26 protein-coding genes are annotated in these 26,335 nt (G+C 71.2%); 14 read left to right on the forward strand and 12 right to left on the reverse strand.

Translation table 11 applies throughout. The features are described 5' to 3' along the window. Nucleotides 1–52: 52 nt before the first annotated feature. The 4 genes from ABKA17_RS19005 to ABKA17_RS19020 all read right to left on the reverse strand — a co-directional run bounded on the left by ABKA17_RS19005 (nucleotide 53) and on the right by ABKA17_RS19020 (nucleotide 4,160). Nucleotides 53–1,285, reverse strand: a complete 1,233-nt coding sequence (locus ABKA17_RS19005) for a cytochrome P450 (protein WP_353693273.1) — start codon at nucleotides 1,283–1,285, stop codon at nucleotides 53–55. Between the two features lie 277 nt (nucleotides 1,286–1,562). Next, complete coding sequence (locus ABKA17_RS19010) at nucleotides 1,563–2,273, reverse strand: response regulator transcription factor (protein ID WP_502994287.1); 711 nt, start codon at nucleotides 2,271–2,273, stop codon at nucleotides 1,563–1,565. Beyond that, entirely contained in the window at nucleotides 2,263–2,937 is a 675-nt protein-coding gene (locus tag ABKA17_RS19015) for a TetR/AcrR family transcriptional regulator (protein ID WP_502994289.1), read from the reverse strand. Before ABKA17_RS19015 ends, ABKA17_RS19010 begins: the two co-directional genes overlap by 11 nt. A 2-nt stretch (nucleotides 2,938–2,939) precedes the next feature. After that, a complete protein-coding gene (locus ABKA17_RS19020) occupies nucleotides 2,940–4,160 on the reverse strand; it encodes a cytochrome P450 (RefSeq protein WP_353693275.1) in 1,221 nt (406 codons plus the stop codon). Between the two features lie 324 nt (nucleotides 4,161–4,484). On the opposite strand from ABKA17_RS19020, the gene ABKA17_RS19025 reads away from it, so the two are divergent. Then, entirely contained in the window at nucleotides 4,485–5,690 is a 1,206-nt protein-coding gene (locus ABKA17_RS19025) for a sensor histidine kinase (RefSeq protein WP_353693276.1), read from the forward strand. Further along, nucleotides 5,687–6,370: a response regulator transcription factor gene (locus tag ABKA17_RS19030; protein WP_353693277.1), complete on the forward strand. Its 684-nt coding sequence runs from the start codon at nucleotides 5,687–5,689 to the stop codon at nucleotides 6,368–6,370. Before ABKA17_RS19025 ends, ABKA17_RS19030 begins: the two co-directional genes overlap by 4 nt. 4 nt (nucleotides 6,371–6,374) lie before the next feature. On the opposite strand, the gene ABKA17_RS19035 is transcribed toward ABKA17_RS19030, so the two are convergent. Continuing rightward, entirely contained in the window at nucleotides 6,375–7,055 is a 681-nt protein-coding gene (locus ABKA17_RS19035) for a TetR/AcrR family transcriptional regulator (protein ID WP_353693278.1), read from the reverse strand. Nucleotides 7,056–7,169: 114 nt separating this feature from the next. On the opposite strand from ABKA17_RS19035, the gene ABKA17_RS19040 reads away from it, so the two are divergent. The 6 genes from ABKA17_RS19040 to hemC all read left to right on the forward strand — a co-directional run bounded on the left by ABKA17_RS19040 (nucleotide 7,170) and on the right by hemC (nucleotide 12,919). Further along, the gene (locus tag ABKA17_RS19040) at nucleotides 7,170–7,907 is read left to right on the forward strand and encodes an SDR family oxidoreductase (RefSeq protein ID WP_353693279.1); all 738 of its coding nucleotides are present in this window, start codon (nucleotides 7,170–7,172) and stop codon (nucleotides 7,905–7,907) included. Nucleotides 7,908–8,035: 128 nt separating this feature from the next. Beyond that, nucleotides 8,036–9,016, forward strand: coding sequence for an ATP-dependent DNA ligase (locus ABKA17_RS19045; protein WP_353693280.1), 981 nt, complete (start codon nucleotides 8,036–8,038; stop codon nucleotides 9,014–9,016). Between the two features lie 144 nt (nucleotides 9,017–9,160). Further along, nucleotides 9,161–9,937 (forward strand): NPP1 family protein, encoded by a 777-nt coding sequence (locus tag ABKA17_RS19050; protein WP_353693281.1) that lies wholly within the window; start codon nucleotides 9,161–9,163, stop codon nucleotides 9,935–9,937. Nucleotides 9,938–10,039: 102 nt separating this feature from the next. Then, nucleotides 10,040–11,059, forward strand: coding sequence for a questin oxidase family protein (locus tag ABKA17_RS19055; RefSeq protein ID WP_353693282.1), 1,020 nt, complete (start codon nucleotides 10,040–10,042; stop codon nucleotides 11,057–11,059). Between the two features lie 41 nt (nucleotides 11,060–11,100). Further along, nucleotides 11,101–11,934, forward strand: coding sequence for a hypothetical protein (locus tag ABKA17_RS19060; RefSeq protein ID WP_353693283.1), 834 nt, complete (start codon nucleotides 11,101–11,103; stop codon nucleotides 11,932–11,934). Nucleotides 11,935–11,983: 49 nt separating this feature from the next. Continuing rightward, nucleotides 11,984–12,919 (forward strand): hydroxymethylbilane synthase, encoded by a 936-nt coding sequence (hemC, locus tag ABKA17_RS19065; RefSeq protein ID WP_353693284.1) that lies wholly within the window; start codon nucleotides 11,984–11,986, stop codon nucleotides 12,917–12,919. Nucleotides 12,920–12,922: 3 nt separating this feature from the next. Here the strand turns inward: hemC and ABKA17_RS19070 are convergent, their stop codons facing one another. From ABKA17_RS19070 to ABKA17_RS19085, 4 genes are all read right to left on the reverse strand, one after another. After that, nucleotides 12,923–13,438 carry a hypothetical protein gene (locus ABKA17_RS19070; protein WP_353693285.1) on the reverse strand — a complete coding sequence of 172 codons (516 nt, stop codon included), beginning with the start codon at nucleotides 13,436–13,438 and terminating at the stop codon, nucleotides 12,923–12,925. A 192-nt stretch (nucleotides 13,439–13,630) separates the two neighbouring features. After that, nucleotides 13,631–14,476 (reverse strand): ABC transporter permease, encoded by an 846-nt coding sequence (locus ABKA17_RS19075; protein ID WP_353693286.1) that lies wholly within the window; start codon nucleotides 14,474–14,476, stop codon nucleotides 13,631–13,633. Then, nucleotides 14,436–15,266 carry an ABC transporter ATP-binding protein gene (locus ABKA17_RS19080; protein ID WP_353693287.1) on the reverse strand — a complete coding sequence of 277 codons (831 nt, stop codon included), beginning with the start codon at nucleotides 15,264–15,266 and terminating at the stop codon, nucleotides 14,436–14,438. Before ABKA17_RS19080 ends, ABKA17_RS19075 begins: the two co-directional genes overlap by 41 nt. Beyond that, nucleotides 15,263–15,709, reverse strand: coding sequence for a MarR family winged helix-turn-helix transcriptional regulator (locus ABKA17_RS19085; protein ID WP_353693288.1), 447 nt, complete (start codon nucleotides 15,707–15,709; stop codon nucleotides 15,263–15,265). The genes ABKA17_RS19080 and ABKA17_RS19085 overlap by 4 nt, the downstream gene beginning before the upstream one ends. 228 nt (nucleotides 15,710–15,937) lie before the next feature. Between ABKA17_RS19085 and ABKA17_RS19090 the strand changes: the two genes are divergently transcribed. Continuing rightward, entirely contained in the window at nucleotides 15,938–16,729 is a 792-nt protein-coding gene (locus ABKA17_RS19090) for an RNA polymerase sigma factor SigF (protein WP_353693289.1), read from the forward strand. Between the two features lie 10 nt (nucleotides 16,730–16,739). On the opposite strand, the gene ABKA17_RS19095 is transcribed toward ABKA17_RS19090, so the two are convergent. Further along, the gene (locus ABKA17_RS19095; protein ID WP_353693290.1) at nucleotides 16,740–17,072 is read right to left on the reverse strand and encodes an ANTAR domain-containing protein; all 333 of its coding nucleotides are present in this window, start codon (nucleotides 17,070–17,072) and stop codon (nucleotides 16,740–16,742) included. Between the two features lie 159 nt (nucleotides 17,073–17,231). Between ABKA17_RS19095 and ABKA17_RS19100 the strand changes: the two genes are divergently transcribed. After that, nucleotides 17,232–18,035, forward strand: a complete 804-nt coding sequence (locus ABKA17_RS19100) for a VOC family protein (protein ID WP_353693291.1) — start codon at nucleotides 17,232–17,234, stop codon at nucleotides 18,033–18,035. Here ABKA17_RS19100 and glgX read toward each other — a convergent pair. Both glgX and ABKA17_RS19110 read right to left on the reverse strand, forming a co-directional pair. After that, entirely contained in the window at nucleotides 18,007–20,166 is a 2,160-nt protein-coding gene (gene glgX, locus ABKA17_RS19105; RefSeq protein ID WP_353693292.1) for a glycogen debranching protein GlgX, read from the reverse strand. The genes ABKA17_RS19100 and glgX overlap by 29 nt on opposite strands. After that, nucleotides 20,163–20,648 (reverse strand): pep a2, encoded by a 486-nt coding sequence (locus tag ABKA17_RS19110; protein ID WP_353693293.1) that lies wholly within the window; start codon nucleotides 20,646–20,648, stop codon nucleotides 20,163–20,165. Before ABKA17_RS19110 ends, glgX begins: the two co-directional genes overlap by 4 nt. Nucleotides 20,649–20,874: 226 nt before the next feature. On the opposite strand from ABKA17_RS19110, the gene ABKA17_RS19115 reads away from it, so the two are divergent. The 4 genes from ABKA17_RS19115 (at nucleotide 20,875) to ABKA17_RS19130 (ending at nucleotide 26,334) form a co-directional block, all read left to right on the forward strand. After that, nucleotides 20,875–21,174, forward strand: coding sequence for a DUF5133 domain-containing protein (locus ABKA17_RS19115; protein ID WP_353693294.1), 300 nt, complete (start codon nucleotides 20,875–20,877; stop codon nucleotides 21,172–21,174). A gap of 72 nt (nucleotides 21,175–21,246) precedes the next feature. Then, nucleotides 21,247–23,226, forward strand: a complete 1,980-nt coding sequence (locus tag ABKA17_RS19120; RefSeq protein WP_353693295.1) for an alpha-1,4-glucan--maltose-1-phosphate maltosyltransferase — start codon at nucleotides 21,247–21,249, stop codon at nucleotides 23,224–23,226. Beyond that, a complete protein-coding gene (gene treS, locus ABKA17_RS19125; RefSeq protein ID WP_353693296.1) occupies nucleotides 23,223–24,941 on the forward strand; it encodes a maltose alpha-D-glucosyltransferase in 1,719 nt (572 codons plus the stop codon). Before ABKA17_RS19120 ends, treS begins: the two co-directional genes overlap by 4 nt. A gap of 28 nt (nucleotides 24,942–24,969) precedes the next feature. Continuing rightward, nucleotides 24,970–26,334 carry a maltokinase N-terminal cap-like domain-containing protein gene (locus tag ABKA17_RS19130; RefSeq protein ID WP_353693297.1) on the forward strand — a complete coding sequence of 455 codons (1,365 nt, stop codon included), beginning with the start codon at nucleotides 24,970–24,972 and terminating at the stop codon, nucleotides 26,332–26,334. Nucleotide 26,335 lies beyond the last annotated feature (1 nt).

Genomic DNA, 26,335 nt, shown 5'->3' on the forward strand with positions numbered 1-26,335 from the left:
GGATTGCCCTTCTTGTCGCGCGGTTGTCGGTCGTCGGCGGGACGGGGCGCCGTCACCAGGCCACCGGCAGCTCGTGGACGCCGTAGATGAAGGCGTCGTGCTTGAACTTCACGTCCTGGAGGTCGCAGGCGAGCTTCAGGGTGGGGATGCGCTTGTAGAGGGTGCCGTAGACGACCTGGAGCTCCATCCGGGCGAGGGGCTGGCCGAGGCACTGGTGGATCCCGAAGCCGAAGGCGACGTGGCGCCGGGCGTCGCGGGTGAGGTCGAGGCGGTCGGGGTCCTCGAAGACCTCGGGGTCGCGGTTGCCGATCTCGTTGACCACGATGATGCCCTCGCCGGCCCTGACGACCTCGCCGGCGATCTCGATGTCCTCCGTCACCGCGCGCCGTCGTCCCTGGTGGGTGATGTTCAGATAGCGCAGCAGTTCCTCGACCGCCGAGGCCACCAGTTTCGGGTCGTCGCTCTCGCGCAGGAGGGCGAGCTGGTCGGGGTGCTGGAGCAGGGCCGCGGTGCCGAGCGCGATCATGTTCGCGGTGGTCTCGTGTCCGGCGATCAGCAGGAGCAGGGCCATCTCCGTGGCCTGCTGGTGGTCGAGTTCGCCCGTGGTGATCCGCCCGGCGATGCTCGACAGCAGGTCGTCCTCGGGTACGGCGAGCCGCTTGCCGATCATCGTGGCGAGGTAACCGGCGATCTCCCGGGTGGCCGCGTTGCGCTCCTCGGCCGTCGAGGCGCTGCTGACCATCGTCTTGGTGTTCTCCTGGAACAGGGCGTGGTCGTCGTAGGGCACGCCGAGCAGTTCGCAGATCACCAGTGAGGGGACTGGCAGGGCGAACGCCTCGACGAGGTCGACCGGTTGCGGCCCGGCCAGCAGGTCGTCGATGAGGCCGTCCACGATCCGCTGCACCGCGGGCCTGAGCGCCTCGACCTTCTTGATGGCGAAGGGCGCCGTCACCAACCGGCGCAGCCGGGCGTGTTCGGGGTCGTCCATCATGATGAAGCTGAGCTTGCCCTCGCCGCCCTCGGAGCTCGCCTTGGACGGGAATCCGGGCCGGTCGATGTCGGAGCTGACCCGGGCGTCCCCCAACAGCGCACGCTGCTCGGCGTACCGGGTCACGAGCCATGGCTCGCTGCCGTCCCACAGGCGCACCTTCGTCAACGGCCCCTGTCCCTGAAGCTCTTTGAGGCCGGGAGGCGGGTCGAAGGGGCAGCGGGCGGCGCGCGGCATGGGGAACTCGGGCACGGCGTCGGGGGCTTCGGGCGGGGACCCGGCCAAGGTGTCGGCCATGGTTCTCCTCGGTGGTGGGGGGCTCCGGACGGGCGTCGGAGCGCCGGGGGGAAGGGGGGCGAGGCCTCGATGAGCACATGCAAACAGAGGGGGCTGACGGGCTCCGGTCAGTTACCTGACAGAAGGCTGACGTGACCCAGCTCACACACTCGGCGTATGGCGGATCGAGGCGGCAACTCTCCTGTTCATCACATGAGTTGAGAGGCGTCTCTCCGGACCGAACCCGACGGATCCGCAGCACCCGACGCCGGGACGCGCGGGCGGTCCGGGCGTTTGCTCAGTCCTGTGACTCGGCCCGTCCCAGCCAGTAGCCGAAGCCCCGTCGGGTGTGGATCAGCGTCGGCGCGTCCTGGTCCACCTTGCGCCGCAGCCGGGACACGAGCTGTTCGACCGCGTTGTCGCCGCGGAGCTCGCCCCAGACGTACCGGCCGATCTGCTCCTTGGTCAGGACTCGTCGGGCGTTGACGAGGAGGTGGCGCAGCAGCCGGTACTCGGCGGGCGTGAGGTCGAAGGTCCGCGTTCCGCGCCGGGCCCGGCAGAGGGTGTCGTCGAGCAGCAGGTCGTCGTGGCGCGGTCCGTCGTGGCGGCGCCTGGGGCCCGCCGCGCGCAGCAACACCTGCACCCTGGCCAGCACTTCGGCGATCCGGAGGGGTTTGGTGACGTAGTCCCTCTCGCCGAGGCCGAGTTCGGGCAGGAGGCTGTCCAGCGTGTCGTAGGCGGTCAGCAGGAGGACCGGCGGGCGGTGGGTGGCGGGCGGCCGGCGCTCCCGGCCGAGGCCGGGTACGTCGGGCAGGGCCGTGTCGAGGACCACGAGGTCGTACCGGTGCTCCGCGGCCCGTGTCAGTGCCTCGGCCCCCGTACCGGCCACGCTGACGCGGTATCCCGCCAACTCCAGTGTGGTCGCCAGCAGTTCGGCCACCTCCGGCCCGCCGACCACCAGCACGTGCTGCCCGGAGCCCCGCGCGAGCGCGGGCCGCTCACCGATCACGTACAGGCTCGGCCCGGCACGGTGTCACCGGTGCCAGCCAGATGCCGAGCACCGCGTCGCCGAGACCGGTCGCGGCGTCGTGCCAACTGGCGCGCGGGGTGGGCCTGTTCTCGGCGAGTGCGCGCTCCCGTTCGGCGGGCATGTGCACCAGCAGATGGCGGGCCATCGCACCGCGTTCGGCACGGACGTCGGCGGGCAGCTCGGGCAGGCACCGGTTGAACCCGTCGACGATCCGTCGCAGGGACGGGGAGGCGAGGGACTCCTCCACCATGATCTGGTGCAGCGCCGGGTCGGTCATCACCTGGGCGCAGAACCGCGCGAACCAGGTGGGGCCCTCCATGGCCCCGAGGTGTTCCAGGACCGGGCGGACCAGACAGTCCACCCAGTCCCGTACGTCCGTGGAGTCGCCGATCCCGGCCAGCAGCCGGGCGCGGATCTCCTCGATCTGTTCGGCGTGCTTGCGGACGATGGCGCGGACCAGGTCGGCCTTGGTGCCGAAGTGGTAGCCGACGGCGGCGTTGTTGCCCTGGCCCGCGGCCTCGCTGACCTGGCGGTTGGAGACCGCGTAGACCCCGCGCTCGGCGAACAGCCGCTCGGCCGCGGTCAGGATCAGCTCCCGGGTCACGCCGACCTGCTCCGCCCGTACCGCCCTGCCTGCCGCCATCATCACCATCGCACCGGGACTTCCCTCAGCCCTCCGACGGCCAGCCCCTCGAGCCGTCGCAGGTCCTCCGCCGCTACGGCGAGTTCCAAGGACGGAAGCCTACGCAACAGCACGTCGAGGACCGTTTGCAGCTCGACACGGGCCAGCGCCTGGCCCAGACAGGCGTGGGGTCCGAAGCCGAAGGCGAGATGCGGGTTGGGCTGCCGGTCGAGCGTCATCTCGTCGGGCGCCCCGAACACGCTCTCGTCGCGGTTGGCCGCCCCCATGCTGCACAGCACGGTCGTGCCGGCCGGCAGCACGGTGTCGCCGACCTCGGTCTCCTCGGTGAGGTAGCGCGGGATGCCGATGCCCGGGTCGGGATCGATCCGGAGTGCCTCCTCGACCGTGGGCCGCACCAGGGCGGGGTCGGCGAGGAGCCGTTCCCAGCGTCGGCGGTCGGCGAGGAGCAGGGCCACCGTCTTGCCGATCATGCCGGCGGTGGTCTCGTGCCCGGCGATCAGCAGGGACTGCCCGGTGTAGACGAGCTCCCGCTCGGACATCCGGTGCCCGTCGGGCTCGACGGCCTCGATGAGCGCGCCCAGCAGGTCGTCGCCCGGCGCCTCCCGTTTGGCGACCACGTGGGCGGCCATGTAGTCGACGTAGTCGTCCTGCGCGGTGTCGACCTCCTCCTGGGTGTACCGGGTGAGGTTGAGCAGGGCGTCGGACCAGCGGGAGAACCGGTCCCGGTCGGCGTCGGGGACGCCCAGCAGATGGCAGATCACCCACACCGGCAGCGGGAAGGCGAGGTGGGCCCCGAGGTCCGCGGGGCGGCCGTGTGCCACCATCTCGTCCACGAGGTGTTCGGCCATCGCCTCGATGCCCGGCCGGAGCGCGGCCATGCGCTGCACGGTGAACCACTGGCCCACCATCCGCCGCCAGCGCAGATGGGGCTCGCCCCGCTGCGGGATGAACCTGGCCATGTCGGTGTTGAAGACGCCGCCCGTCTCGTCGTCGGCGATCCGGGCGGCGTCCGCGGAATCCAGCACGGGGGCGAACCGCGGGTCGGAGAGGATCTGCCGGACGTCGTCGTAGCGGGTCAGCAGGACCGCCTCGTCGCCGCTGGGCAGGCTCACCCGGGCCACCGGGCACTCCTTGCGCAGCAGTTCCCACTCGGCGGGCGGCTCCAGCGCCGTACCGCCGTACATCGGATAGGTCGGCGCCTGCTTCTCGTCACTCCGGGACATGGGCCCTCCTCCGGTACGGCCGCGTCGCCGCAGGGTCAGGCAAACCCGGAGATCGCGCTAAGTCAAGCAGCTGACTTAAGATCGCTGCTTCTTTACGTGCCGCCCTCTCCGCGAGGGCGGCGCCGCCCTCATGCTCCGGGAGGAGGCCCGGCCCGGCACGTACTGCGTCCTCAGTAGCCCTGATTGGCAGCAGCCGCACGACGACCCGACCGCTCCGGCCAGGGATTCTGGAGCGACGGCCACGACCCGAGGGAAAGGAGCCGGCCCACGTCCGACATCCGGCGCGGTCGGCGACCACGTCCTGGCACCGACCGGAGAACCGCGATGAGCATCCCGTGGCAGCGCTACGCGGACGACCACGCCCGCACCGTCGACACCATGACGGCCGCGCTGCTGTTCGCGTGCTTCCTGCTCGGCAGCGAGATCAACTTCCCGAGCGCGTGCCGGCCGGCCCCTCCCGGACCCACCGTCGCCCTCGCCGGCCTCGCCTGCGGCTCCCTGTGCTGGCAGCGCACCCGTCCCCGGACCGTCGTCACGGTGACGACCCTGTGCACGGCCGCGGCCGGGGCTCTGGGCATGCTGCTCACACCGCTCCTGATGGCCCCGCTCATGCTCGCGCTGTACCGACTCGCCCTGCGCACCGACCGGCCGACCACCCGGTGCGCCTTCTTCGCCGCGCTCGCGCTGCTGATCACGACGGCCTACGCCGCCGATCCGGCCGACCACCCCTGGCCCCTGACGACCCTCGGCCCCGCCGCCTGGCTGCTGCTGCCGGTCGCCACCGGCAACGCGGTCCGCTTCCGCGACGCCTGTGTGCAAGCCGTACAGGCCCGCGCCGAGTACGCCGAACGCGGCCGGGAGGACGAGGCGCGGCGCCGGGTCGCCGAGGAGCGGGTGCGCATCGCCCGCGAGCTGCACGACGTCGTCGCCCACCATCTGGCCCTGGCCAACGCCCAGGCGGGCACGGCGGCACACCTGTCACGCACCCACCCCGAGCAGGCGCACCGGATCCTCGGCGATCTCGCGGTCACGACATCGGCGGCGCTGCGCGAGATGAAGGCGACCGTGGGTCTGCTGCGCCAGGCCGACGACCCCGACGCGCCGCTCGCCCCCAGTCCGGGGCTCGGTCGGCTGGGCGAGCTCACCGCCTCGTTCGAGTCGGCCGGCCTCACGGTTCGGGTCGACACCGAGGGCGCGCCCCAGGCCCTGTCGCCGGGCGTCGATCTGACGGCGTACCGCATCGTGCAGGAGGCGCTGACCAACGTCACCCGGCACGCCTCGGTCGCGGCGGCCCGCGTGCGCCTGCGTTACGCCCTGGACCATCTGACGATCACCGTCACCGACGACGGCACCTCGACCGCCACCGCCACGGAAGCCGGGCGTGGCTTCGGCCTGATCGGTATGCGGGAGCGGGCCCGGTCGATGGGCGGCGCGCTCAGGGCCGGGCACCGTGCCGAGGGCGGCTTCGAGGTGTCGACCCGGCTGCCGCTGTACCCCATCGCTCCGGAACCGGAAGAACGGACCCCATGACCATCCGCGTACTGCTCGCCGACGACCAGGCCCTGCTGCGGGCCACCTTCCGGATCCTGATCGACTCCTGCGAGGACATGGAGGTGGTCGCCGAGGCCGCCGACGGCTCCGAGGCCGTCGCCCTCGCCCGCACCCACCGCCCGGACCTCGTCCTCATGGACATCCGGATGCCCGGCACGGACGGTCTGGCCGCCACGTCCGCCATCTGCTCCGACCCGGGGCTGGCCGGCACGCGCGTGCTGATCCTGACCACGTTCGAGATCGACGAGTACGTCGCCCAGGCCCTGCGCGCCGGGGCGAGCGGCTTCCTCGGCAAGGACGTCACCGCGGACGTGCTGCTGGCCGGGGTCCGGACCGTGGCGTCCGGCGAGTCGCTCCTCTCCCCGCTCGCCACCCGCACGCTGATCACGCGCCTTCTCTCCGCGCCCGCCCAGGGCGCCCGGCTGGCGGCAGCGGGCGGCCTCGGCGCGCTGACCGCGCGTGAGCGCGAGGTGATGGCGTGGGTGGCGGAGGGGCATTCCAACGAGGAGATCGCCGAGAAGCTCTTCGTCAGCCCGTTGACGGTACGCACCCATGTGCACCGCGCCATGACGAAGCTGGGCGCCCGCGACCGTGCCCAGCTCGTCGTCATCGCCTACCAGTCGGGGCTCGTGCAGGCCCCGCCGCCCGGGGACCGCTGAGCGCTCAGCCCTCGGCGAGGGTGCCCAGCCACTGGTTCAGCAGGGCCGCCTCGACAGCCGTGAACGACTCGGGCGGCGCGGCGCGCAGCCGGGCGGCGAGCGTGGCGGCCGCGACGGGGACGCCGTCCCCCCGCTCGGGTCCGACCGACCGGGTCAGGGAGTCGATCACCGCGTCCCGCAGCCGGGCCGAGAACCCCGGGTCCGGGTACTGCTCCGGTCTGGTGAGCATCGACAGGGCCGCCCCGACGTTGGCGGACATGATCATCTGCGTGGCGAGGGCGGGCGGGACGGTGAGCCGGCCGGCCGCCGCGCAGCGTTCGAGGATGGCGTGCAGCAGGTCGTGGGCCTCGCGCGCCGCGGCGGGCGGAGCCGTCAGCTCGGGCGAGTACATGAGCCGGTAGTGGTTGGGGTGCTCCAGCGCGAAGCGCGTGTGGTTGTCCCAGCCGGCCTTGAGGTCCGCGACGGGATCCGCGCCGGGCCGGGCCGCCCGCTTGGAGGCGAGGTACTGCTCGAACCCCCGGTCCACCACGGCGGCCAGCAGCCCGGCCTTGTCGCCGAACAGCCGGTAGAGCATCGGCGCGCCCACTCCGGCCGCCTCGCACACGGCCCGGGTGGAGACATCGGCGGCCGGCGCCGCGGCGAGCAGTTCCGCGGCGGCTTCCAGGATCTTTTCCCTCGCGTCCATGCCTGCACGGTACGACATTCGTAACGCCGATACGAGCCGGGGAATACCGACGCTACGGAACTGTGTTATCGTCGTTACGAGCTACACGTAGCGTCGCTAACACGAGGAGCGGACATGACCACACAGCAGCGCGTCGCGATCGTCACCGGAGGATCGCGCGGGATCGGGCGCGAGGTCGCCCGACAGCTGGCCGCCGACGGGTTCGCCGTGCTCGTCGGGTACGCGGGCAACAAGGACGCGGCCGACGAGGTCGTGCGCGGCATCGAGGCCACCGGGGGCTCCGCCGTCGCCGCCCGCGCGGACGTCGGCGACGAGGCCGAGGTAGCCGCCCTGTTCGACCTGGCGGAGACGACGTACGGCGGGGTGGACGCCGTGGTGCACGCGGCGGGGCGGATGCTGCTGGCGCCCGTCGCGGAGCTCGATCTCGACGAGCTCGACGCCCTGTACCGCACCAACATCCGGGGCACGTTCGCCGTCGGGCAGCAGGCCGCACGCCGGCTGCGTCCGGGCGGGGCGCTGGTGAACTTCTCCAGCTCGGTCGTCGGCCTCGCCTTCCCGACCTACGGCGCGTACGCCGCGAGCAAGGGGGCGGTCGAGGCACTGACGCTGGTCCTCGCCCGGGAGCTGCGGGGCCGTGACGTCACCGTCAACGTGGTCGCGCCCGGCCCGACCGCCACCGACCTCTTCCTCGACGGCAAGGACGAGGAGACCGTGGCCCGGCTGGCCGCGCAGCCGCCTCTGGAGCGTCTGGGGACTCCGCAGGACATCGCCTCCGTGGTCGCCTTCCTGGTCGGCCCGGGCGGGCACTGGGTCAACGGACAGGTCCTGCGGGCCAACGGCGGCATCGTCTGACCGGCCGCCACCGCACCACCCGGGGCATTGCCTGACCGGCCGCCACCGCGCCACCCGGGGCAGCGCCGTTCAGGCGAAACCGTCCCCACGCGCGCGTGCCGGATGCGCGGCCCGTCGACAACTGACCCGTGGACCTCCCCCTGATCCCGCCCATGCTCGCCACGTCCGGCACCCTGCCGCCCGCCGCCCAGGACGCGCGGTGGGCCTACGAGACCAAGCAGGACGGGCAGCGCGTCGTGGCCTACCTCGCCGGTGACGGAACCGTGGTGCTCCGCGCCCGCTCGGGGGAGGACATCACCGCCGCCTATCCCGAACTGGGGCCGCTGGGCAGCGCGCTCGGCGCCCTGCCGGCCGTACTGGACGGCGAGGTCCTCGCGCTCGACGCACAGGGGCGTGCCGACTTCCAGTTGCTCCAGTCCCGCATGGGACTCGCCCACTCCCCCGGCAAGGCGGCACGCAAGGCCGCCGAAGTCCCCGCCCATCTGGTGCTGTTCGACGTGCTGCACCTGGCCGGCCGCCCGCTCACCGCGCTCCCCTACGTCCGGCGGCGCGACCGGCTGGAGGGCCTCGCCCTGGACGGCCCCCACTGGTCGACCCCCGGCGCGATCGTCGGCCACGGCCGGCAGGCACTCCAGGCCACTCGTGAGCACGGCCTCGAAGGCCTGGTCTGCAAACGGCTGGACTCGGTGTACGAGCCCGGGGTGCGTTCCCGCGCCTGGATCAAGATCCGGAACATGCAGAGCGAGGACGTCGTCGGCGGCGGCTGGCTGCCCGGCAAGGGGCGGCTCACCGGTCTGCCGGGCGCGGTGCTGGTCGGCCAGCGCACCGCCGGCCGGCTGCGCTACGTCGGCAGCGTGGGCACCGGCTGGAGCGAGGCCGAACGCACCCGGCTCGCCGCGCTGTTGCGGGCCGCCGCCACGGACACATGCCCCTTCGACACCGTGCCGCCGGTCGCGGGCGCGCACTGGGTCCTCCCCCGGCTCGTCGGCGAGGTCCGCTACAGCACCCGGACCCGGGTCGGTCTGCTGCGCCAGCCGTCCTGGCTCCGGCTGCGCCCGGACCTCACGCCGGAGGAGTCGGCGGCCGATCTCCCGGACGACCTCGTCTGACATCCCGAACAAGATCCAGATGTTCGGACGGTTGTTACCAGAGAGTCGCTTACGCCATCTTGGCGCGGACATGAAAAGTCGGGAAGCTGAACCTCCCATTCCCCCACAGCCGTTGGGCTGCGCCCGCACCAGGAGGAGGACGCAGTGTCGTCATCGTCGTTCAAGAAGCACCGCGCGAGATGGTTCACCGGGCTCGCCGGTGCCGCCGCCCTGGTCGTCGCCTTCCCCAGCGCCGCCTTCGCCGCCCCGCCCGCCGCCCTGCCCACCAACGCCGAGTCGGCCGAGTACACCTACCAGCCGGCCTGGGACTACGACACCGACGGCTGCTACCCCACGCCCGCGATCGGCCCCGACGGAACGGTCAACGGCGGTCTGAACCCGACGGGTTCGCTCAGCGGCGAGTGCCACGACCTCTCGGACCTGAACAACACCAACTCGTACTCGCGCTACAAGTGCAACAACGGCTGGTGCGCCTACATGTACGGCCTGTACTTCGAGAAGGACCAGGCCCTGGCGAACAGCAGCATCGGCGGGCACCGGCACGACTGGGAACACGTCGTGATCTGGGTGCAGAACGGCACAATCCAGTACGTGTCGACGTCCGCCCACGGCTCGTACTCGACGACCGCGACCTCCGGCGTCCGCTTCGACGGCACCCACGCGAAGATCGTTTACCACAAGGACGGCATCAGTACGCACGCCTTCCGGCTGGCGAACTCGGGCGACGAGCCGCCGGAGAACGCCAAGGGCACCTGGCAGTACCCGCCGCTGGTCGGCTGGAACGGCTACCCGTCAGGCGTCCGCGACAAGCTGGTCGCCTACAACTTCGGCAGCGCCAACTTCGCCCTGAAGGACGCGAACTTCGCCTCCGACCTGTCGAAGGCCAAGCCGTCGGGGATCTCCTTCGACCCCAACGCCTGATCCGGCGACGGGATCGGGCGCGAGACCTAGGACCCGTGCACCCCGCGGCTTCCGTCCCGCGCCCGATCCCGGCACCCGCGCTCGCGGCATAACGTCCGGCTCATGACCGACAACGACACGAGCGGACGGCTCGAAGAAGCCCTGGAACGCCTGCACGCCTCCGGCCCGGAACGCGACGGCTGGCTGACCAACCACGCCCCCATGGTCGTCGAGTCGCTCGCCGCCCACGGACAGGCGGGGGCCGTCCACCGCTGGGTCGACCTCTACACGGACAAGCTGGAGGACTTCCCCGACCGCGTGGCCCCCGTCACGGACGACAACTGGCGCGAGGCCCTGGGGGATCCACGCCGTATCGCGGACTGGACCGACCACTACTCACGCGCCCTCGCCGAGCAGCCTTGGCGAACGGTCCTCGCCACATGGTGGCCGCGCCTGCTGCCCGGCCTGTACGGCGGCGCCACCCACACCGTCATCCGGGTCGGCCACGCCGTACGCGCCCTGGAAGCCGACGAGAACGCGCCCCGGGTCACCGAACTCGCCCACGCGCTCGGCTACTGGGCGGCCCGGCACCAGCCGGTGACCGGCGTCGCCGCGCTGCCGGGCGCGCCGACCGCCCTGACGTCCCTGGACGCGGTGCCCGCTATAGAACCGGGCCACATGGGCTTCAGGGACCGTCTCGCCGCCGTCCACCGACTGCCCACCTGGGCCGGCGACGTGACGGACCCCGACACGGCCCGCGCCCGGCTCACCGAGCTCGTCCGGGCCGCCACCCACCGCTACGCCACCCACGGTCACGGCGAGCCGACCATGCTCGTCCACGCGGCCACCGCGCCCAACGCCGTACTGCGCACCCTGGACGCGCTGCCCAGGGACCAGTGGGCGCCGAGCCTGCACGCGGCATGGAACGCGTCCGCGGCGGTCACCGCGATGTACGGCCCCGAGGAGGCGGTCGCCTATGCCCCGCCCGCCCGTCTCACCCCGGAGGAAGTCCTGGAGCGCGCTCTGGCCCACGGCGACGAGCACGTCATCAAACTCACCGACACCGCCCTCGACTTCGGCGACGACCTGGCACTGGCGGCGGCACTGCGCTCGGTCGAGATGAGTGTCCCGCTCGCCGGATAAACGCGTGGATCACCGCGCCCGGCCCTGACTAGGGTGCGCGCATGGACGAGGAGAAGGCCTGGGTCGACGCGCGCACGCTGTTCCAGGCGCTGCGCGACCACGAGGGTGCGGACGCGTACGCCGGCGTGGTGGAACCCTGGCTCGCCCGGGCGCGGCTCGCCTACCGCGAGGCGCTCACGAGCGGTGTGGATCTGCTGGTCGCGACGGCGGTCGACGGGCCGGACGAGCGGTGCGGGGACCTGCTCTGGGAGCTGTACGCGCTGAGCCGGGTCAGCGACGTGCTGTTGACCGGCTTCCAGCCCCCCGGGGACCACGCCGGTGTCTGGCCCGCCGTCTCGCGCGCCGAGTACCTGCGCCTCTTCACCGGCCTGGGCCTGACGCCGTTCGAGGACACCGGGACCTTCGACCCGTTCCTGTACGAGATCGTGGAGGTCGAACAGGCCGAGGACCCGGACGAGCCCGTCCGGATCACCGAGGTCGTCTGGCCCGGAATGTGGGTCGGGTCCCTGCTGTTCGGCCGGGCCGGGGTACGGGTCCGCGCGGGCGCCCGGCACGCCGAACGTGGCGTGGCCGACCGTTCGCCGCTGTACTGGACCTATCTGCGCCGGTACCGGCCCACGGTGGACCTGTCGCAGGGCTGGGGGCACAACTCGCAGTGGCGCACGGACTTCCGGGTCGACCTGCGGACCGCCGCCGGTGACGAGGTCAACGCCTGCGGGCGCGAAGGCGTCGACGCGCTCGACTGGACCGCTCCCCGGCTCACCCCGGACGAACGGCGCGAACTCCTGCGCCACCGCTGCCTGGTGCGCACGCCGACCGACGCCGCCGCGCTCGCGGAGAGCGGGGACTTCTTCCCCTTCGACTGGCGCATGTGAAGCGCGGTACGGCACGGGCGCGGGGCCGTGAGGGTCTATCGTGTCCCGCATGTCCGTGCCCGAACTGATCCGTATCGTCTCCCGCGACTCGCCCATGGCGCTCGCCCAAGTGGAGCGTGTCCGCGCCGAGTTGGCCGTACTGCATCCCGGTGTGCGCACCGAGGTCGTGCCGGTGAAGACGACCGGCGACAAGTGGATGGGCGACCTGTCGCAGGTCGAGGGGAAGGGCGCGTTCACCAAGGAGGTCGACGCCGCGCTGCTGGCCGGGGAGGCCGACCTCGCGGTGCACTGCGTGAAGGACGTGCCCGCCGACCGGCCGCTTCCGGCGGGGACCACGTTCGCCGCGTTCCTGAAGCGGGACGACATCCGCGACGCCCTGATCCATCCGGGCGGGCTCACCCTGGACGAGCTCCCGGCCGGTGCCCGCATCGGCACCTCCTCGGTGCGCCGGGTCGCGCAACTGGCCGCCACGCACCCGGAGCTGGAGTGTGTGCCGTTCCGCGGCAACGCCAACCGGCGCCTCGCGAAACTGGCGGCCGGTGAGGCGGACGCGCTGCTGCTCGCGGTGTCCGGCCTGGAACGCATCGGGCGCGAGGACGTGATCAGCGAGATCCTCTCCCCCGAGACGATGATGCCGCCGATCGGCGCGGGCATCCTGGCCCTGCAGTGCCGCGAGGGCGACACCGAGCTCATCGACGCGGTCAGCGGGCTCGGCGATCCGGACACGCACCGGGAGGCCACGGCGGAGCGGATGTTCCTGCATGTGCTCCAGGGACACTGCAACAGCCCGATCGCCGGGTACGCGCGCGTGGACCACGGGGGCGAACTCTCCCTGCGGGCCTGCGTGTTCACCCCGGACGGCAAGACCCGGCTGAACGCCCACGAGTGGGCGGGCCGGCTCGACCCGGCCACGCTGGGCACCTCGGTCGCCGTGGCGCTGCTGCGTCAGGGCGCCCGGGAGATCATCGACGGCATCCCGCACTGACCGTCAGGCGGTGCCCTCTTCGGCCTGGTCGCGCAGGAAGTTGCTCACCTGGTGGGCCAGGCCTTCCCGTCCGCAGGCGCTCTGCACGGCGCCCTCCTGGAGGCCGATGCCGCCCGCCCACAGCCTGCGCTCGGCCCACTCCTCGTCGACCCGCAGCTGGATCTGTACGTCGACCAGGCTCAGGGACGCCTCCGGGCCCGCCGCGTACAGCACGGCGGTGGCCCGGCGCAGCGGGTAGACGTCGAAGCCCTCGATGAACTGCGAGTTGCGCCAGTCGATGAACGCGCTCTCGCCGTCGGTGCCGACCCGGACGTCGATCTGGCCGTCCTCCAGGTGGATGGTGGAGTGCCGGCCGCCGCGGTTCTCGACGGTCACACGGACGCTGAAGTAGGTGAGACCCTCGGCGGCGTCGTCCCGGCCGCGTGGTGGCTCGGAGGCTTCCAGCCGGTGGACGCGGACACGCAGGCCGGGATGCTCGTCGTACTCCTGCCAGTCCCCGACCACGTTCGGCTCGTACACAATCCACCTCTTGTCCCTCAGAGAGCTGCTTCCTATCTGTGTGCTCAGTGCACTGTCAAATGAGCAGAATGCGCTGTGGCCAGCGGATTCACCCCCTTTGATCAGTGATCAAGCCGTGCGCAGGAAGAACTCCCCGACGCCGGGGCGCACAGCACCCCGCGGGCGTGCCGCACATCACGTCCCGGCCCATGATCAGCGTGCGAGCCGGCCCAGCAGCGAGGAGGCCGCGGCGATGCCGAGTGCGGCGGCGACGAACAGCACGCCGAAGTCGAGCGCGAGATGGGCGGGTGTGCCGAGGAGGAGGCCGCGCAGGGCGTCCACTTGGTAGCTGAGCGGGTTGACCTTGCTGACCGTCTGGAGCCAGCCGGGCATGACGGCCAGCGGGTAGAGGGCGTTGGAGCCGAAGAACAGCGGCATGGTGATGGCCTGTCCGATGCCCATCAGCCGGTCGCGGCTGAGGACGATGCCGGCGATGGTCATCGACAGACACGAGAAGAACGCGGAGCCGAGGACGACGATCGCCGCGACACCGAGCAGCTTCAGCGGATTCCAGGTCAGGGCGACACCGAGCACGGCGGCGATGAGGATCACGACGACCGCCTGCACCAGGGACTTCACACCGGCCGCGAAGGCCTTCCCGGTGATCAGCGCCGAGCGCGGGGTCGGGGTGACGAGGAGCTTGTTGAGGATGCCGGCGTCCCGCTCCCAGATGATCTGGATGCCGTAGAAGATGGCGATGAACATCGCGGACTGGGCGATGATGCCCGGCGCCAGGTAGTCGATGTAGGGGATGCCGTCGGTGGGGATCGCCTTGATCCGGGTGAAGGTCTGGCCGAAGATCAGCAGCCACAGGGCCGGTTGGACGGCCCGGGTGTAGAGCTCGGTGCGGTCGTGGCGCAGTTTCTGCAGTTCGACGGCGCACATCGCGCCGACCCGGGCGGGCAGCAGCCGCCAGCCCGCGCGGGGGCGGGGCGGCTTCAGCAGCAGGCTGATCCCCTCAGCCGACACGGCCTGCGGTGCGGCGGGTGCTTCGGACATCGCGGAAGTCTCCTGACTGGTCGTCGAGTCCACTGCCGGCGATGTCCCGGAAGACGTCCTCCAGCGTGGGCAGCGGGTCGGTGGCCCGGGCGCCGCGACGCTCCCCGAGTCCGCGCCGCAGCTCCTCCGAGGTGCCGAGGGCGCGGATGCGGCCGCGGTGCATGAGACCGACCCGGTCGCAGTACTGGTCGGCCTCGTCCATGTAGTGGGTGGTGACCAGCACCGTCATGCCGGTGGCCGCGCGGACGGCGTTGATGTGCTCCCACACCCCCGTACGGGCGATCGGGTCGAGGCCGATGGTCGGTTCGTCGAGGATCAGCAGCCGCGGCGCGCTGACCAGGGCCTGGGCTAGTTCGAGGCGGCGGACCATGCCGCCGGAGTAGGTCTTGGCGAGCCGGTCGGCGGCGTCGGTGAGGTCGACGGCGGCGAGGGCCTGGGCGACCCGGGCGGCGCGTTCATGGCGGGAGACGTCGAAGACGCGGGCGAACAGGGCGACGTTCTCGCGGCCGGTCAGGCCCTGGTCGGCGGACAGCTGCTGAGGCACGTAGCCGAGCAGACGCCGTACGGCCATCCGGTCCTCGGCGGCGTCGTGCCCGAAGACGCGGACCATGCCCGCGGGGACCGGCAGCAGCGTGGTGATGCACCGGATCGCGGTGGTCTTCCCGGCACCGTTGGGGCCGAGCAGTCCGAAGACCTCTCCCTCGGCCACGGTGAGGTCGAGTCCGTCGACGGCGTTGGTGTCACCGAAGGCGTGGACGAGCCCGGTGCAGGTGACGGCGGACCGGGTCACGGTTCCTCCCCGAGGTTGTCGGCCAGGCGGCGCAGGGCCGGGATCGCGGCCGCCAGGGCTCGCAGGTCGGCCTCGTCGAGCCGGGCCGTCTGTCGTCGTACGAGGTCGGCGCGGCGTCTGCGCCACTCGCCGAGCCGGGCCTCGGCCGCGGGCGTCGGCAGCAGGCGCGCGGCGCGTCGGTCGGCCGGGTCGGTCCCGCGGACCAGATAGCCCTGCCGGGCCAGCTGATTGACGAGGGTCGACACCGAATTGCTCGCCAGGTACAGCTCCTTGGCGGCGTCCGAGATGCCGATGCCGGGCCGGTCCACGACCAGCCGCAGCAGTTCGACCTCGGCGCCGCGCAGCTGCGGTGCGGGCATCTCGCGGCGCAGTCGGCGCCGCACCAGCCGCTGGACGCCGACGAGCGCGTCGGCCAGCTCCTCCGGGAAGGTCTCCTGTTCCACGTCATCAGATTAGCTCTGTAGCAGAGGTAATGACTCTCAAGAAAAAGTCAAGGTCTTTCCGAGTGAAATGTCCTGAATTGTTTGAGTCGCTCCACAGCGGGCATTCGCATGTCAGTGCTTCGGACAGGAGGCACGTCCGTGGGAGTCGTCCCCGGTGTCCTCCGTCAGGTCCGAGCGCGCCTCCCATGTGTCTTTCCCATCCAGCATCTGCTGAGGGAGGTGCGCGCGATGCGCGTCACCACCAGAACGAAGCACCACCCCCACGACGACGCCCCCGACACCGCGGCATCCTTCGAAAGGCTCATCTCCCTGCCCGAGGGCCCGGAACGCAAGGCGTTGCGGGACCAGTTGATCGAGCTCTGGCTGCCGATGGCCGAGCGGATCGCGGTGCGTTTCAAGGGCCGCGGCGAGTCCCTGGAGGATCTCTACCAGGTGGCCGCGCTGGGCCTGGTGAAGTCGGTCGACCACTACGACCCCGCACGCGGCCACGCCTTCGAGGCGTACGCCGTACCGACCATCACCGGCGAGATCAAGCGGCACTTCCGCGACCACATGTGGACCCTGCACGTACCCCGCCGGGTCCAGGACCTGCGCAACCGGGTGCGCGCCGCCCTCAAGGACCTGTCCCAGACCACTCAGGGTCGACCGCCCACCGTGGCCGAGATCGCCGAGCGCGCCCAGCTCAGCGAGGACGAGGTGCGCACCGGCATGGAGGCCCTGGAGTGCTTCTCCGCGCTGTCGCTGGAGGCGGAGATGCCCGGCACCGACGGATACGCCCTGGGCGACGCCCTCGGCGCTCCCGACCCCCGCTACGACACCGTCGTGGACCGCGTCGCCGTGATCCCCTGTCTTCAGGCCCTCCCGGAACGCGAGCGGACCATCCTCTATCTGCGGTTCTTCCAGGGCATGACCCAGAGCCGCATAGCCGAGCAGCTGGGCATCTCGCAGATGCACGTCTCCCGCCTGCTGAGCGGCTGCTTCGCCCAGATCCGCGAGGAACTGCTCACCGAGGCCCGGTGACCCGGGGAGATCACTCCGGCGGTGATCCGGGGATCTGCGTCGGGCCGTGGCGGTCGAGCGCCTCCTCCAGCTCGGCGCGGATCTCCGGCGGCATGTCGCCGTTGCGCCCCCAGATGAGTATCAGATCCGCGACACTGCGCAGCTTGATGTTGGTGTGCTGGGAGACGTCCTTCAGTACGGCCCAGCCCTCGTCCGGAGTCACTCGCCCGAGCGCGACCATCATGCCGATCGCCTGGTCCACGACGGCATGCGCGGAGACGGCCTCCTTCAGCTGCTCCACTTCTTCCTGCAGCTCGAAAATGCGGTCTGTCTCGTCGCCAGGGCCGTCCCGTCCTGTGGTCACCCCACCATCCTCGTCACTCCACCGGTCCAGGGCCACCGGGCACACACCACTCGTTTCGGCCACGTCCGCCGGGTACTCGACAGGCGCCCGGAGCGGTTCCGGTCGGACACTGGTAGGAGACCGGGGGCTGCCGGCCGGCGAGATCAGGACGCGACTGCCATGAACCATGACTTCAGACGACCCGGTGGTACGACGGACGTCGTCTCCACGCACGCCGTGTTCGGCGCACCCTGCTGGGTGAGCCTGACCACCCGGGACCAGGAGGCCGCCGAGGGCTTCTACGCCGCGGTCCTGGGCTGGGAGTGGCGACCGGCCAAGCTCGGCGACCGGTTCCGGGTGGCCGTGGTGGACGACACGCCGGTGGCCGGGATCGCCGCGGTCGCGGCGATGTGGCAGATGGCGGTGGCCTGGACGCCGTACTTCGCCGTGCCCAGCGCGGACGAGGCCGTGGCGCGGGCGCAGGAGCGGGGCGGCACTGCCGCGGTCGGGCCGCTGTCCTTCCCGCCCGGGCGGGCGGCACTGCTGGCCGACCGCGACGGGGCGACCTTCGGGATCTGGGAGGGGGAGCTCGTCGCCAACTGGGGAAGCTGGCGCCGCGCGGCCCCGACCTTCATCCGGCTGCACACCCGCGACGCCTTCGACGCCGCCATCTTCTACGGCGAGATCCTGGACTGGGCCTCGGACCGGCCCGGCTGCTGCGAGGTCCGCTACGAGGGCGGCGAGGTCGTGCTGCGCAGCGAGGGCGACATCGTGGCCCGTATCGAGTCGGGGGCGCTGGGGGCGGCGCCCGATCCCACCATCCGGCCGCACTGGCAGGTGCACTTCGCCGTCGCGGACGTCGGCGCCTGCGCCGAGGCGGCGGAGCGGCACGGCGGAAGTGTTCTGTCCAAGGCCGGTGACGAGGCCGTACTGCGCGACCCCGACGGGGCGCGGTTCACGGTGACGGCACGCCGCGTGCGCTGAGCGGGGAGGTCGCCCCGGAGGGCGGCCGTGACAGCAGGACCAGACTGCGGGGCTCGACCGTCAGGGCCGTCTCCGCCTTGTGTTCCGTCTCGTCGGGGGCGCCCTTGGGCTCGGCGGTGTCGATCAGCGTCGTCCAGCGCTCGCCGTACGCCGGGTCCGGCAGCCGGAAGTCCACCGGCTCCCAGTAGCCGTTGAGCAGCAGCAGGAAGGAGTCGTCCACCACCGGTCGGCCGCACGGGTCCGGTTCGGCGATGGCGTCGCCGTTGAGGAAGACAGCGACGGAGTGCGCGTCGGAGCGCAGCCAGTCCCCGTCGGCCATCTCCCGCGCGTCCGGCGCGAACCACACGAGGTCGGGCAGCGGCTGCCCGGCGTACGTCACGGTCTCCCCGCGGAAGTAGCGCCGCCGGCGCAGTACGGGGTGGGCGGCGCGCAGTGCGACGACGTACCGCGTGAAGTCGGCGAGGTCGCGCTGTTCCTCGGTCAACCGCCAGTCGATCCAGGAGACCTCGTTGTCCTGGCAGTAGGCGTTGTTGTTGCCGCGCTGGGTACGGCCGAGCTCGTCGCCGTGGCAGAGCATCGGGATGCCCTGCGAGAGCAGCAGGGTGGCCAGGAAGTTGCGCTGCTGGCGGGCGCGCAGTTCCAGCACGGCAGCGTCGTCGGTCTCGCCCTCCGCCCCGCAGTTCCAGGACCGGTTGACGCTCTCGCCGTCCCGGTTGCCCTCGCCGTTGGCCTCGTTGTGCTTGTCGTTGTACGAGACGAGGTCGCGCAGGGTGAAACCGTCGTGCGCGGTCACGAAGTTGACGCTGGCGCGCGGCCGTCGCCGGCTGTGCTGGTACAGGTCGGAGGAGCCGGTCAGCCGGGACGCGAAGTCGCCGAGGGTGTGCTCGCCGCCGCGCCAGAAGTCCCGCACGGTGTCCCGGTACTTGCCGTTCCACTCCGACCACAGGGGCGGGAAGTTGCCCACCTGGTAGCCGCCCTCGCCGACGTCCCACGGCTCGGCGATCAGCTTGACCCGGCTGATCACCGGGTCCTGCTGGATCAGGTCGAAGAACGCCGACAGCCGGTCCACCTCGTGGAACTGCCGGGCCAGCGTGGCCGCGAGGTCGAAGCGGAAGCCGTCGACGTGCATCTCGGTGACCCAGTACCGCAGCGAGTCCATGATGAGCTGGAGCACGTACGGGTGCCGCATCAGCAGGCTGTTCCCGGTGCCGGTGGTGTCGTAGTAGTGCCCCCAGTCACCGTCCACCAGCCGGTAGTACGAGGCGTTGTCGATGCCCCGGAAGGAGAGCGTCGGTCCCCTCTCGTTGCCCTCGGCGGTGTGGTTGTAGACCACGTCCAGGATCACCTCGAGGCCGGCCGCGTGCAGCGTCTTGACCATCGACTTGAACTCGGTGACCTGCTGGCCGAGGGTGCCGTGGGCGGCGTAGGCGTTGTGCGGGGCGAAGAAGCCGATCGTGTTGTAGCCCCAGTAGTTGGACAGACCGCGGCCCTGCAACACACCGTCCTGCACGAACTGGTGCACCGGCATCAGCTCGACCGCCGTCACACCGAGGGAGGTCAGATGCTCGACGACCGCGGGGTGGGCCAACCCCGCGTAGGTGCCGCGGAGTTCGGCCGGGACGTCGGGGTGGGTGCGGGTCAGGCCGCGGACGTGGGCCTCGTAGATGACGGTGTCGGCGTAGGGCCGGCGGGGCGGGCGGTCGTCGCCCCAGTCGAAGAACGGGTCGGTGACCACGCCGAGCATGGTGTGTCCCACGCTGTCGGCGTCGGGGTCGTACAGCGCGGGATGGTGGTCCACCTGCCCGTCCACGGCCCTGCTGTACGGGTCGAGCAGCAGCTTCGCGGGGTTGCAGCGGTGGCCGAGCTCCGGTTGCCAGGGCCCGTGCACCCGGTAGCCGTAGCGCTGTCCCGGCCCGATGCCGGGCAGGTAGCAGTGCCATACGAAGCCGTCGACCTCGGCCAGGGGGACGCTGCGGTGGCCGCCGTCGTCGTCGACGAGGACCAGCTCGACGCACTCGGCGACCTCGCTGAACAGCGCGAAGTTGGTGCCCCGGCCGTCGAAGGCGGCACCCAACGGGTAGGGGTGCCCGCTCCAGACGGGCACCCCTTCCTTGCGTCGCGCTGCGGTCACCGGGCGTCCTCCAGGACGCCGCCCACGAGCGGCTCCTCCCGGGGCACCTGAAGCACCTCGCGCACGCTCGGCACGGGCGCCGAGGGCACCAGCGGGACGCGTTCGCCGGCGCGGGCACGCTGGGAGAACCAGATGACCTTGCTGCCGGTGTCCGTGGCGCAGCAGCCCCAGCCGTCGCTCATGGCGGCGATGTGCTCCAGACAGCCGCGCAGCTCCTGGTCCGGGCGCAGATCGCGGTCGTCGCCACCGACGGCCGTGATGAGGTGCTGGCCGTTCCACCACATCTCGATCGAGGTGAACTTGTCGGTCGCGTGCTCGTCGATGGCCTTCAACAGCAGTTCGGCACCGCGGCAGACGGGCTCGACCACGCTGTCGAGATCCCAGTACCGGAGGTGAGCGGCCAGAATGCGGCTGACCTGGCCGACCCGTTCCGGGGTGACGTCCACATCGAGGTGGTAGTAGCGGGGCACTGCGGTGTTCATCGTCGTTGGCTCCTCACCGGCGAGGCTCCCGCCGCTCCCCGTCCCGGTGGGACGGGCCCCGAACGCGCAGCGTGAGCAGTGATCGCTCCTGAGTCACCTCCAGAGTGGGAGTGCTACGCCATTCGTGCAACACGAGCGATCGGCGAGATGGTTGAAGCTCCAACAAGACGCTGCGTCGTCACCCGTGCACCATGAGTGAAACCCTCCATGGAAGGTGAACGGCGCCATGCTGCTACCGGCCAAGGCCGAAGTCGCCCGGCAACTGCGGCGTTACCGGGCCTGGGAACGCAAGATGCTCGCCTCCCCCGCCGACGGCGGAGCGCGGGCCACCTTCGAGGACTCGGGCTACACCCTCTGCGTGCTCATGGGGAAGCGCTGTGCGCGGGAGGCCGCGGACGCCGCCGAACGCTATCTGCGCACGAACCTCGTCACCTACCTCCGCGAGCAGGACGAGCAGGTCTGCTCGACCGCCGCGGTCAGACGAGCTCCGCCGGTGACGCTCGTGCGCACCCCCGCGGGGAGGTAGACCCTTCCGGCGCAGCTTCGATCCCCCGGCCGGGCCACGGGCCCGGCCTCAAGCACGGCGGAGGTGAGATCCATGAGCGCGAGCCACACCATCGGCCGCATCCCGGTACGGGACGTCCGGCCGCTCGTCGACGGCGGCCGGAGCCCGGCCAAGGCGGTCGCGGGGGAAACGTTCCAGGTCACGGCCACGGTGTTCCGCGAGGGCCATGACGCGGTCGCCGCCAACGTCGTGCTGACGGACCCCGAGGGCCGCCCCGGCCCGTGGACCCCGATGCGTGAACTGGCCCCGGGCACGGACCGCTGGGGCGCCGATGTCACCCCCGGCGCCGTGGGCCGCTGGACCTATCACGTGGAGGCCTGGGGCGACCCGATCGCCACCTGGCGCCGCCACGCCGGCATCAAGATCCCGGCGGGCATCGACGTCGGCCTCGTCCTGGAGGAGGGCGCCGAGCTCTACTTCCATGCGGCGGCCGGGGTTCCGGAGGTCGCGGGACGCGGGCTGGTGCTGGCCGCCGCGGAGGCCCTGCGCGACGACTCGCTGTCGATCTCGGTGCGGTTGGCGGGGGCGTTGACGCCGGAGGTGGACGCGGTGCTGGGCCGGTATCCGCTGCGCGACCCGGTCTCGGTCTCGGAGGCGCTGCCGCTGCTGGTGGAGCGGGAGCGGGCGCTGGTGGGGGCCTGGTACGAGTTCTTCCCCCGTTCGGAGGGCACACCGGAGCGTCCGCACGGCACGTTCCGGACGGCCGCGCGCCGGCTGGAGGCGATCGCGGCGATGGGCTTCGACGTGGTGTATCTGCCGCCGATCCATCCGATCGGGACGACGTTTCGCAAGGGTCCGAACAACACCCTGTCGGCCGGTCCGGACGATCCCGGGGTGCCGTGGGCGATCGGCTCGCCCGAGGGCGGCCATGACGCGGTCCATCCGGATCTGGGGACGATCGAGGACTTCGACCACTTCGTCGCCGAGGCGGCCGGGCTCGGTCTGGAGATCGCGCTGGACTTCGCGTTGCAGTGTTCCCCGGACCACCCCTGGGTGCACAAGCATCCGGAGTGGTTCCATCACCGCCCGGACGGCACCATCGCCTATGCGGAGAATCCGCCGAAGAAGTACCAGGACATCTATCCCATCGCCTTCGACGCCGACCTGGACGGGCTGATCGCCGAGACGGTCCGGGTGCTGCGGTTCTGGATGGGGCACGGGGTGCGGATCTTCCGGGTGGACAACCCGCACACCAAGCCGGTCGTCTTCTGGCAGCGGGTGATCGCCGAGGTGAACGCCACCGACCCCGACGTGATCTTCCTGGCCGAGGCGTTCACCCGGCCGGCCATGATGCACACCCTGGCCCAGATCGGCTTCCAGCAGTCCTACACCTACTTCACCTGGCGCAACACCAAGGAAGAACTCACCGAGTACCTGACCGAGCTGTCGGGTGAGGCAGCCGCCTACATGCGGCCCAACTTCTTCGCCAACACCCCCGACATCCTGCACGCCTACCTCCAGCAAGGGGGCCGTCCCGCCTTCGAGGTCCGCGCGGTCCTGGCCGCCACCCTCTCCCCCACCTGGGGCATCTACAGCGGCTACGAGCTCTGCGAGAACACCCCCCTCAGGGACGGCAGCGAGGAATACCTGAACTCGGAGAAGTACCAACTCCGCCCACGGGACTGGGAAACCGCCGACAGCATCACCCCGCTCATCACCCGGCTGAACACGACCCGTCGGAGCCACCCCGCTCTGCGCCGGCTCAGGAACATCCACTTCCACCACACCGACAACGACTCCGTGATCGCGTACAGCAAGCGCGCCGGTCAGGACACGGTTCTGGTGGTCGCCAACCTCGACCCCCATCACACCCAGGAGGCCACGGTCTCGTTGGACATGCCGCAACTCGGCCTGGACGGGAACCCATCCCTGTCCGTGCACGACGAACTGACCGGTGAGACCTATCACTGGGGCCGGACCAACTATGTCCGCCTCGAACCCGGTCGGACGCCCGCGCACGTGCTCCACGTCCAGCCATCGGCATCCGACACCGGAGGGTCAACAGCTTCATGACCGTCAACGAGCCCGTCCAGGACACCTTCGAGGACACCCCCGCCAAGGACCGGGATCCCGACTGGTTCAAGCGTGCCGTCTTCTACGAGGTACTCGTCCGCTCCTTCCAGGACAGCAACGGCGACGGTGTCGGCGACCTCAAGGGCCTCACCGCCAAGCTCGACTACCTGCAATGGCTGGGCGTCGACTGCCTGTGGCTGCCGCCGTTCTTCAAGTCGCCCCTGCGTGACGGCGGTTACGACGTCTCCGACTACACCGCCGTCCTGCCCGAGTTCGGCGACCTCGCCGACTTCGTGGAGTTCGTCGACGCCGCCCACCAGCGCGGCATGCGCGTCATCATCGACTTCGTCATGAACCACACCAGCGACCAGCACCCGTGGTTCCAGGAGTCGAGAAGGGACCCCGAGGGGCCCTACGGCGACTACTACATGTGGGCCGACGACGACAAGCAGTACGCCGACGCCCGGATCATCTTCGTCGACACGGAATCCTCCAACTGGACGTACGACCCGGTGCGCAAGCAGTACTTCTTCCACCGCTTCTTCTCCCATCAGCCGGACCTCAACTACGAGAACCCGGCGGTCCAGGAGGAGATCCTGGCCGCTCTTCGCTTCTGGCTGGATCTGGGAATCGACGGCTTCCGGCTCGACGCGGTCCCCTATCTGTACGCGGCCGAGGGCACCAACTGCGAGAACCTGCCCGCCAGCCACGACTTCCTGAAGCGTGTGCGCCGCGAGATCGACCTGATGTACCCGGACACGGTGCTGCTGGCGGAGGCGAACCAGTGGCCCGAGGACGTCGTCGACTACTTCGGCGACTACCAGTCCGGCGGGGACGAATGCCACATGGCGTTTCACTTCCCGGTCATGCCCCGCATCTTCATGGCCGTACGCCGGGAGTCCCGCTACCCGGTCTCGGAAATCCTCGCCAAGACCCCGGCCATCCCCTCGAACTGCCAGTGGGGCATCTTCCTGCGCAACCACGACGAGCTGACCCTGGAGATGGTCACCGACGAAGAGCGCGACTACATGTGGGCCGAATACGCCAAAGACCCCCGCATGCGCGCCAACATCGGCATCCGCCGCCGCCTGGCCACCCTCCTCGACAACGACCGCAACCAGATCGAACTCTTCACCGCCCTGCTGCTCTCCCTGCCCGGCTCGCCGATCCTCTACTACGGCGACGAGATCGGCATGGGCGACAACATCTGGCTCGGCGACCGCGACGCCGTCCGCACCCCCATGCAGTGGACCCCGGACAGGAACGCCGGCTTCTCCTCCTGCGACCCCGGCCGCCTCTACCTGCCCACGATCATGGACCCGGTCTACGGCTACCAGGTCACCAACGTCGAGGCGTCGATGTCGTCGCCCTCCTCGCTGCTGCACTGGACCCGCCGCATGATCGAGATCCGCAAACAGAACCCCGCCTTCGGCCTCGGCTCCTACACCGAGCTCCAGTCCTCCAACCCCGCCGTCATCGCGTTCCTGCGCGAGTACGAGGACGACCTCGTCCTGTGCGTGCACAACTTCTCCCGCTTCGCACAGCCCACCGAACTCGATCTCCGGGCCTTCGACGGACGCCACCCCGTGGAACTCATCGGCGGTGTCCGCTTCCCGGCCATCGGTGAACTGCCGTACTTGCTGACGCTGGCAGGGCACGGTTTCTACTGGTTCCGGCTCTCCCGAGTCGCATCCCGCATCGGCCGCCGACCATGAGCGTGCTCCGGCGAAAGGAGGCGTCACCATGCCGAAGACCGCAATCCTCCACCAGGGCCGTACGACCGTCCCCGGACCCATGGCCTCGCTCGCCGGGCTGCTGCGCGAGTGGCTGCCACGGCAGCGCTGGTTCGCGGGCAAGGACCGGCCCGTAACGGACCTCACGCTGCTGTCCATGACGGAGCTGTTCCCGGGCTGTCTGCATCTGCTGGTGCACGCCGGACACACGGCCGTCCCCGCCCCCGGCGGGGACCTCACCACGGCCGGCGACTGCTATCAGTTGCTGCTCGGCGTACGCAAGCACCTGTCGCCGCGCCTCGGCCGGGCCCTCATCGGGCGGGCGGAGGAGGGGCCGTTGGCCGGTCTGGTGGTCTACGACGCCCTCCAGGACCCCCGGGCGGCGCAGCTGCTGCTGGAGCGGTTGCGGCACCCGGGCTCGGCGGGCCCGCTGCGTTTCGAGGCGGACCCGTCGGTGCCGGTGCCCTCGGGGCTCGTGCCCCGGACGCTGGAGGCCGAGCAGTCCAACTCGTCGCTGGTGTACGGAGACTCCTTCATCCTCAAGGTCTTCCGGCGCGTCCAGCCCGGCGTCAACCCCGACCTGGAGGTGCCGGGTGCGCTGGCCGGGCAGGGGTGCCGTCGGGTGCCCGCACCGGTCGCCTGGTTCCGGACGACGCATCCGCAGGAGGCGACGCTCGGGGTGCTCCAGCCCTTCCTGCGCGACGCCTCCGACGGCTGGACGCTGGCCCTCCAGGCCCTGGCCTCCGGTGACGACTTCACGGCCCAGGCCCATGAGCTGGGGCGGGCCACGGCGGAGGTCCATCTCGCCCTGGCCGCCTCCTTCCCGGCCGGGGCCGCCGCGGAGAACGGCCGGACGGCGGCCGCGATGACCGAGCGGCTGACCGCCGCCGCGCAGTGTGTACCGGCCCTCCAGCCGTTCGTGCCCGGGCTGCGGACCGCCTTCGCCGCGCTCACCACCTGTGACTCCGGCCCACCCGCCCAGCGCATCCACGGCGATCTGCACCTCGGGCAGGTGCTGCGGGCCGGTCGCGACTGGTTCGTCATCGACTTCGAGGGCGAACCCTCCCGTCCGCTCGCCGAACGGCGCAGCGCCCACTCCCCGGTGCGGGACATCGCCGGCATGCTGCGGTCCTTCGACTACGCCGCCCGGCAGCGCCGCCCATGGCGTCCGGAGTGGGCGCGCCGCTGCCGTGAGGCCTACTGCGCGGGGTACGCCTCGCTCGCCGGGTGGGACCCGCGCAAGAAGCACGGACTGCTGCGTGCCTATGAGACCGACCGAGCCGTGTACGAGGTCCTGTACGAGGCCCGGCACCGCCCCGACTGGATGCCCGTACCGATGGCGGCGATCGAACGCCTCGCCGTGAGAGGAGCCTGAA

The sequence above is a fragment of the Streptomyces sp. RG80 genome (genome assembly GCF_040446465.1).
Classification (GTDB): Bacteria; Actinomycetota; Actinomycetes; order Streptomycetales; family Streptomycetaceae; genus Streptomyces.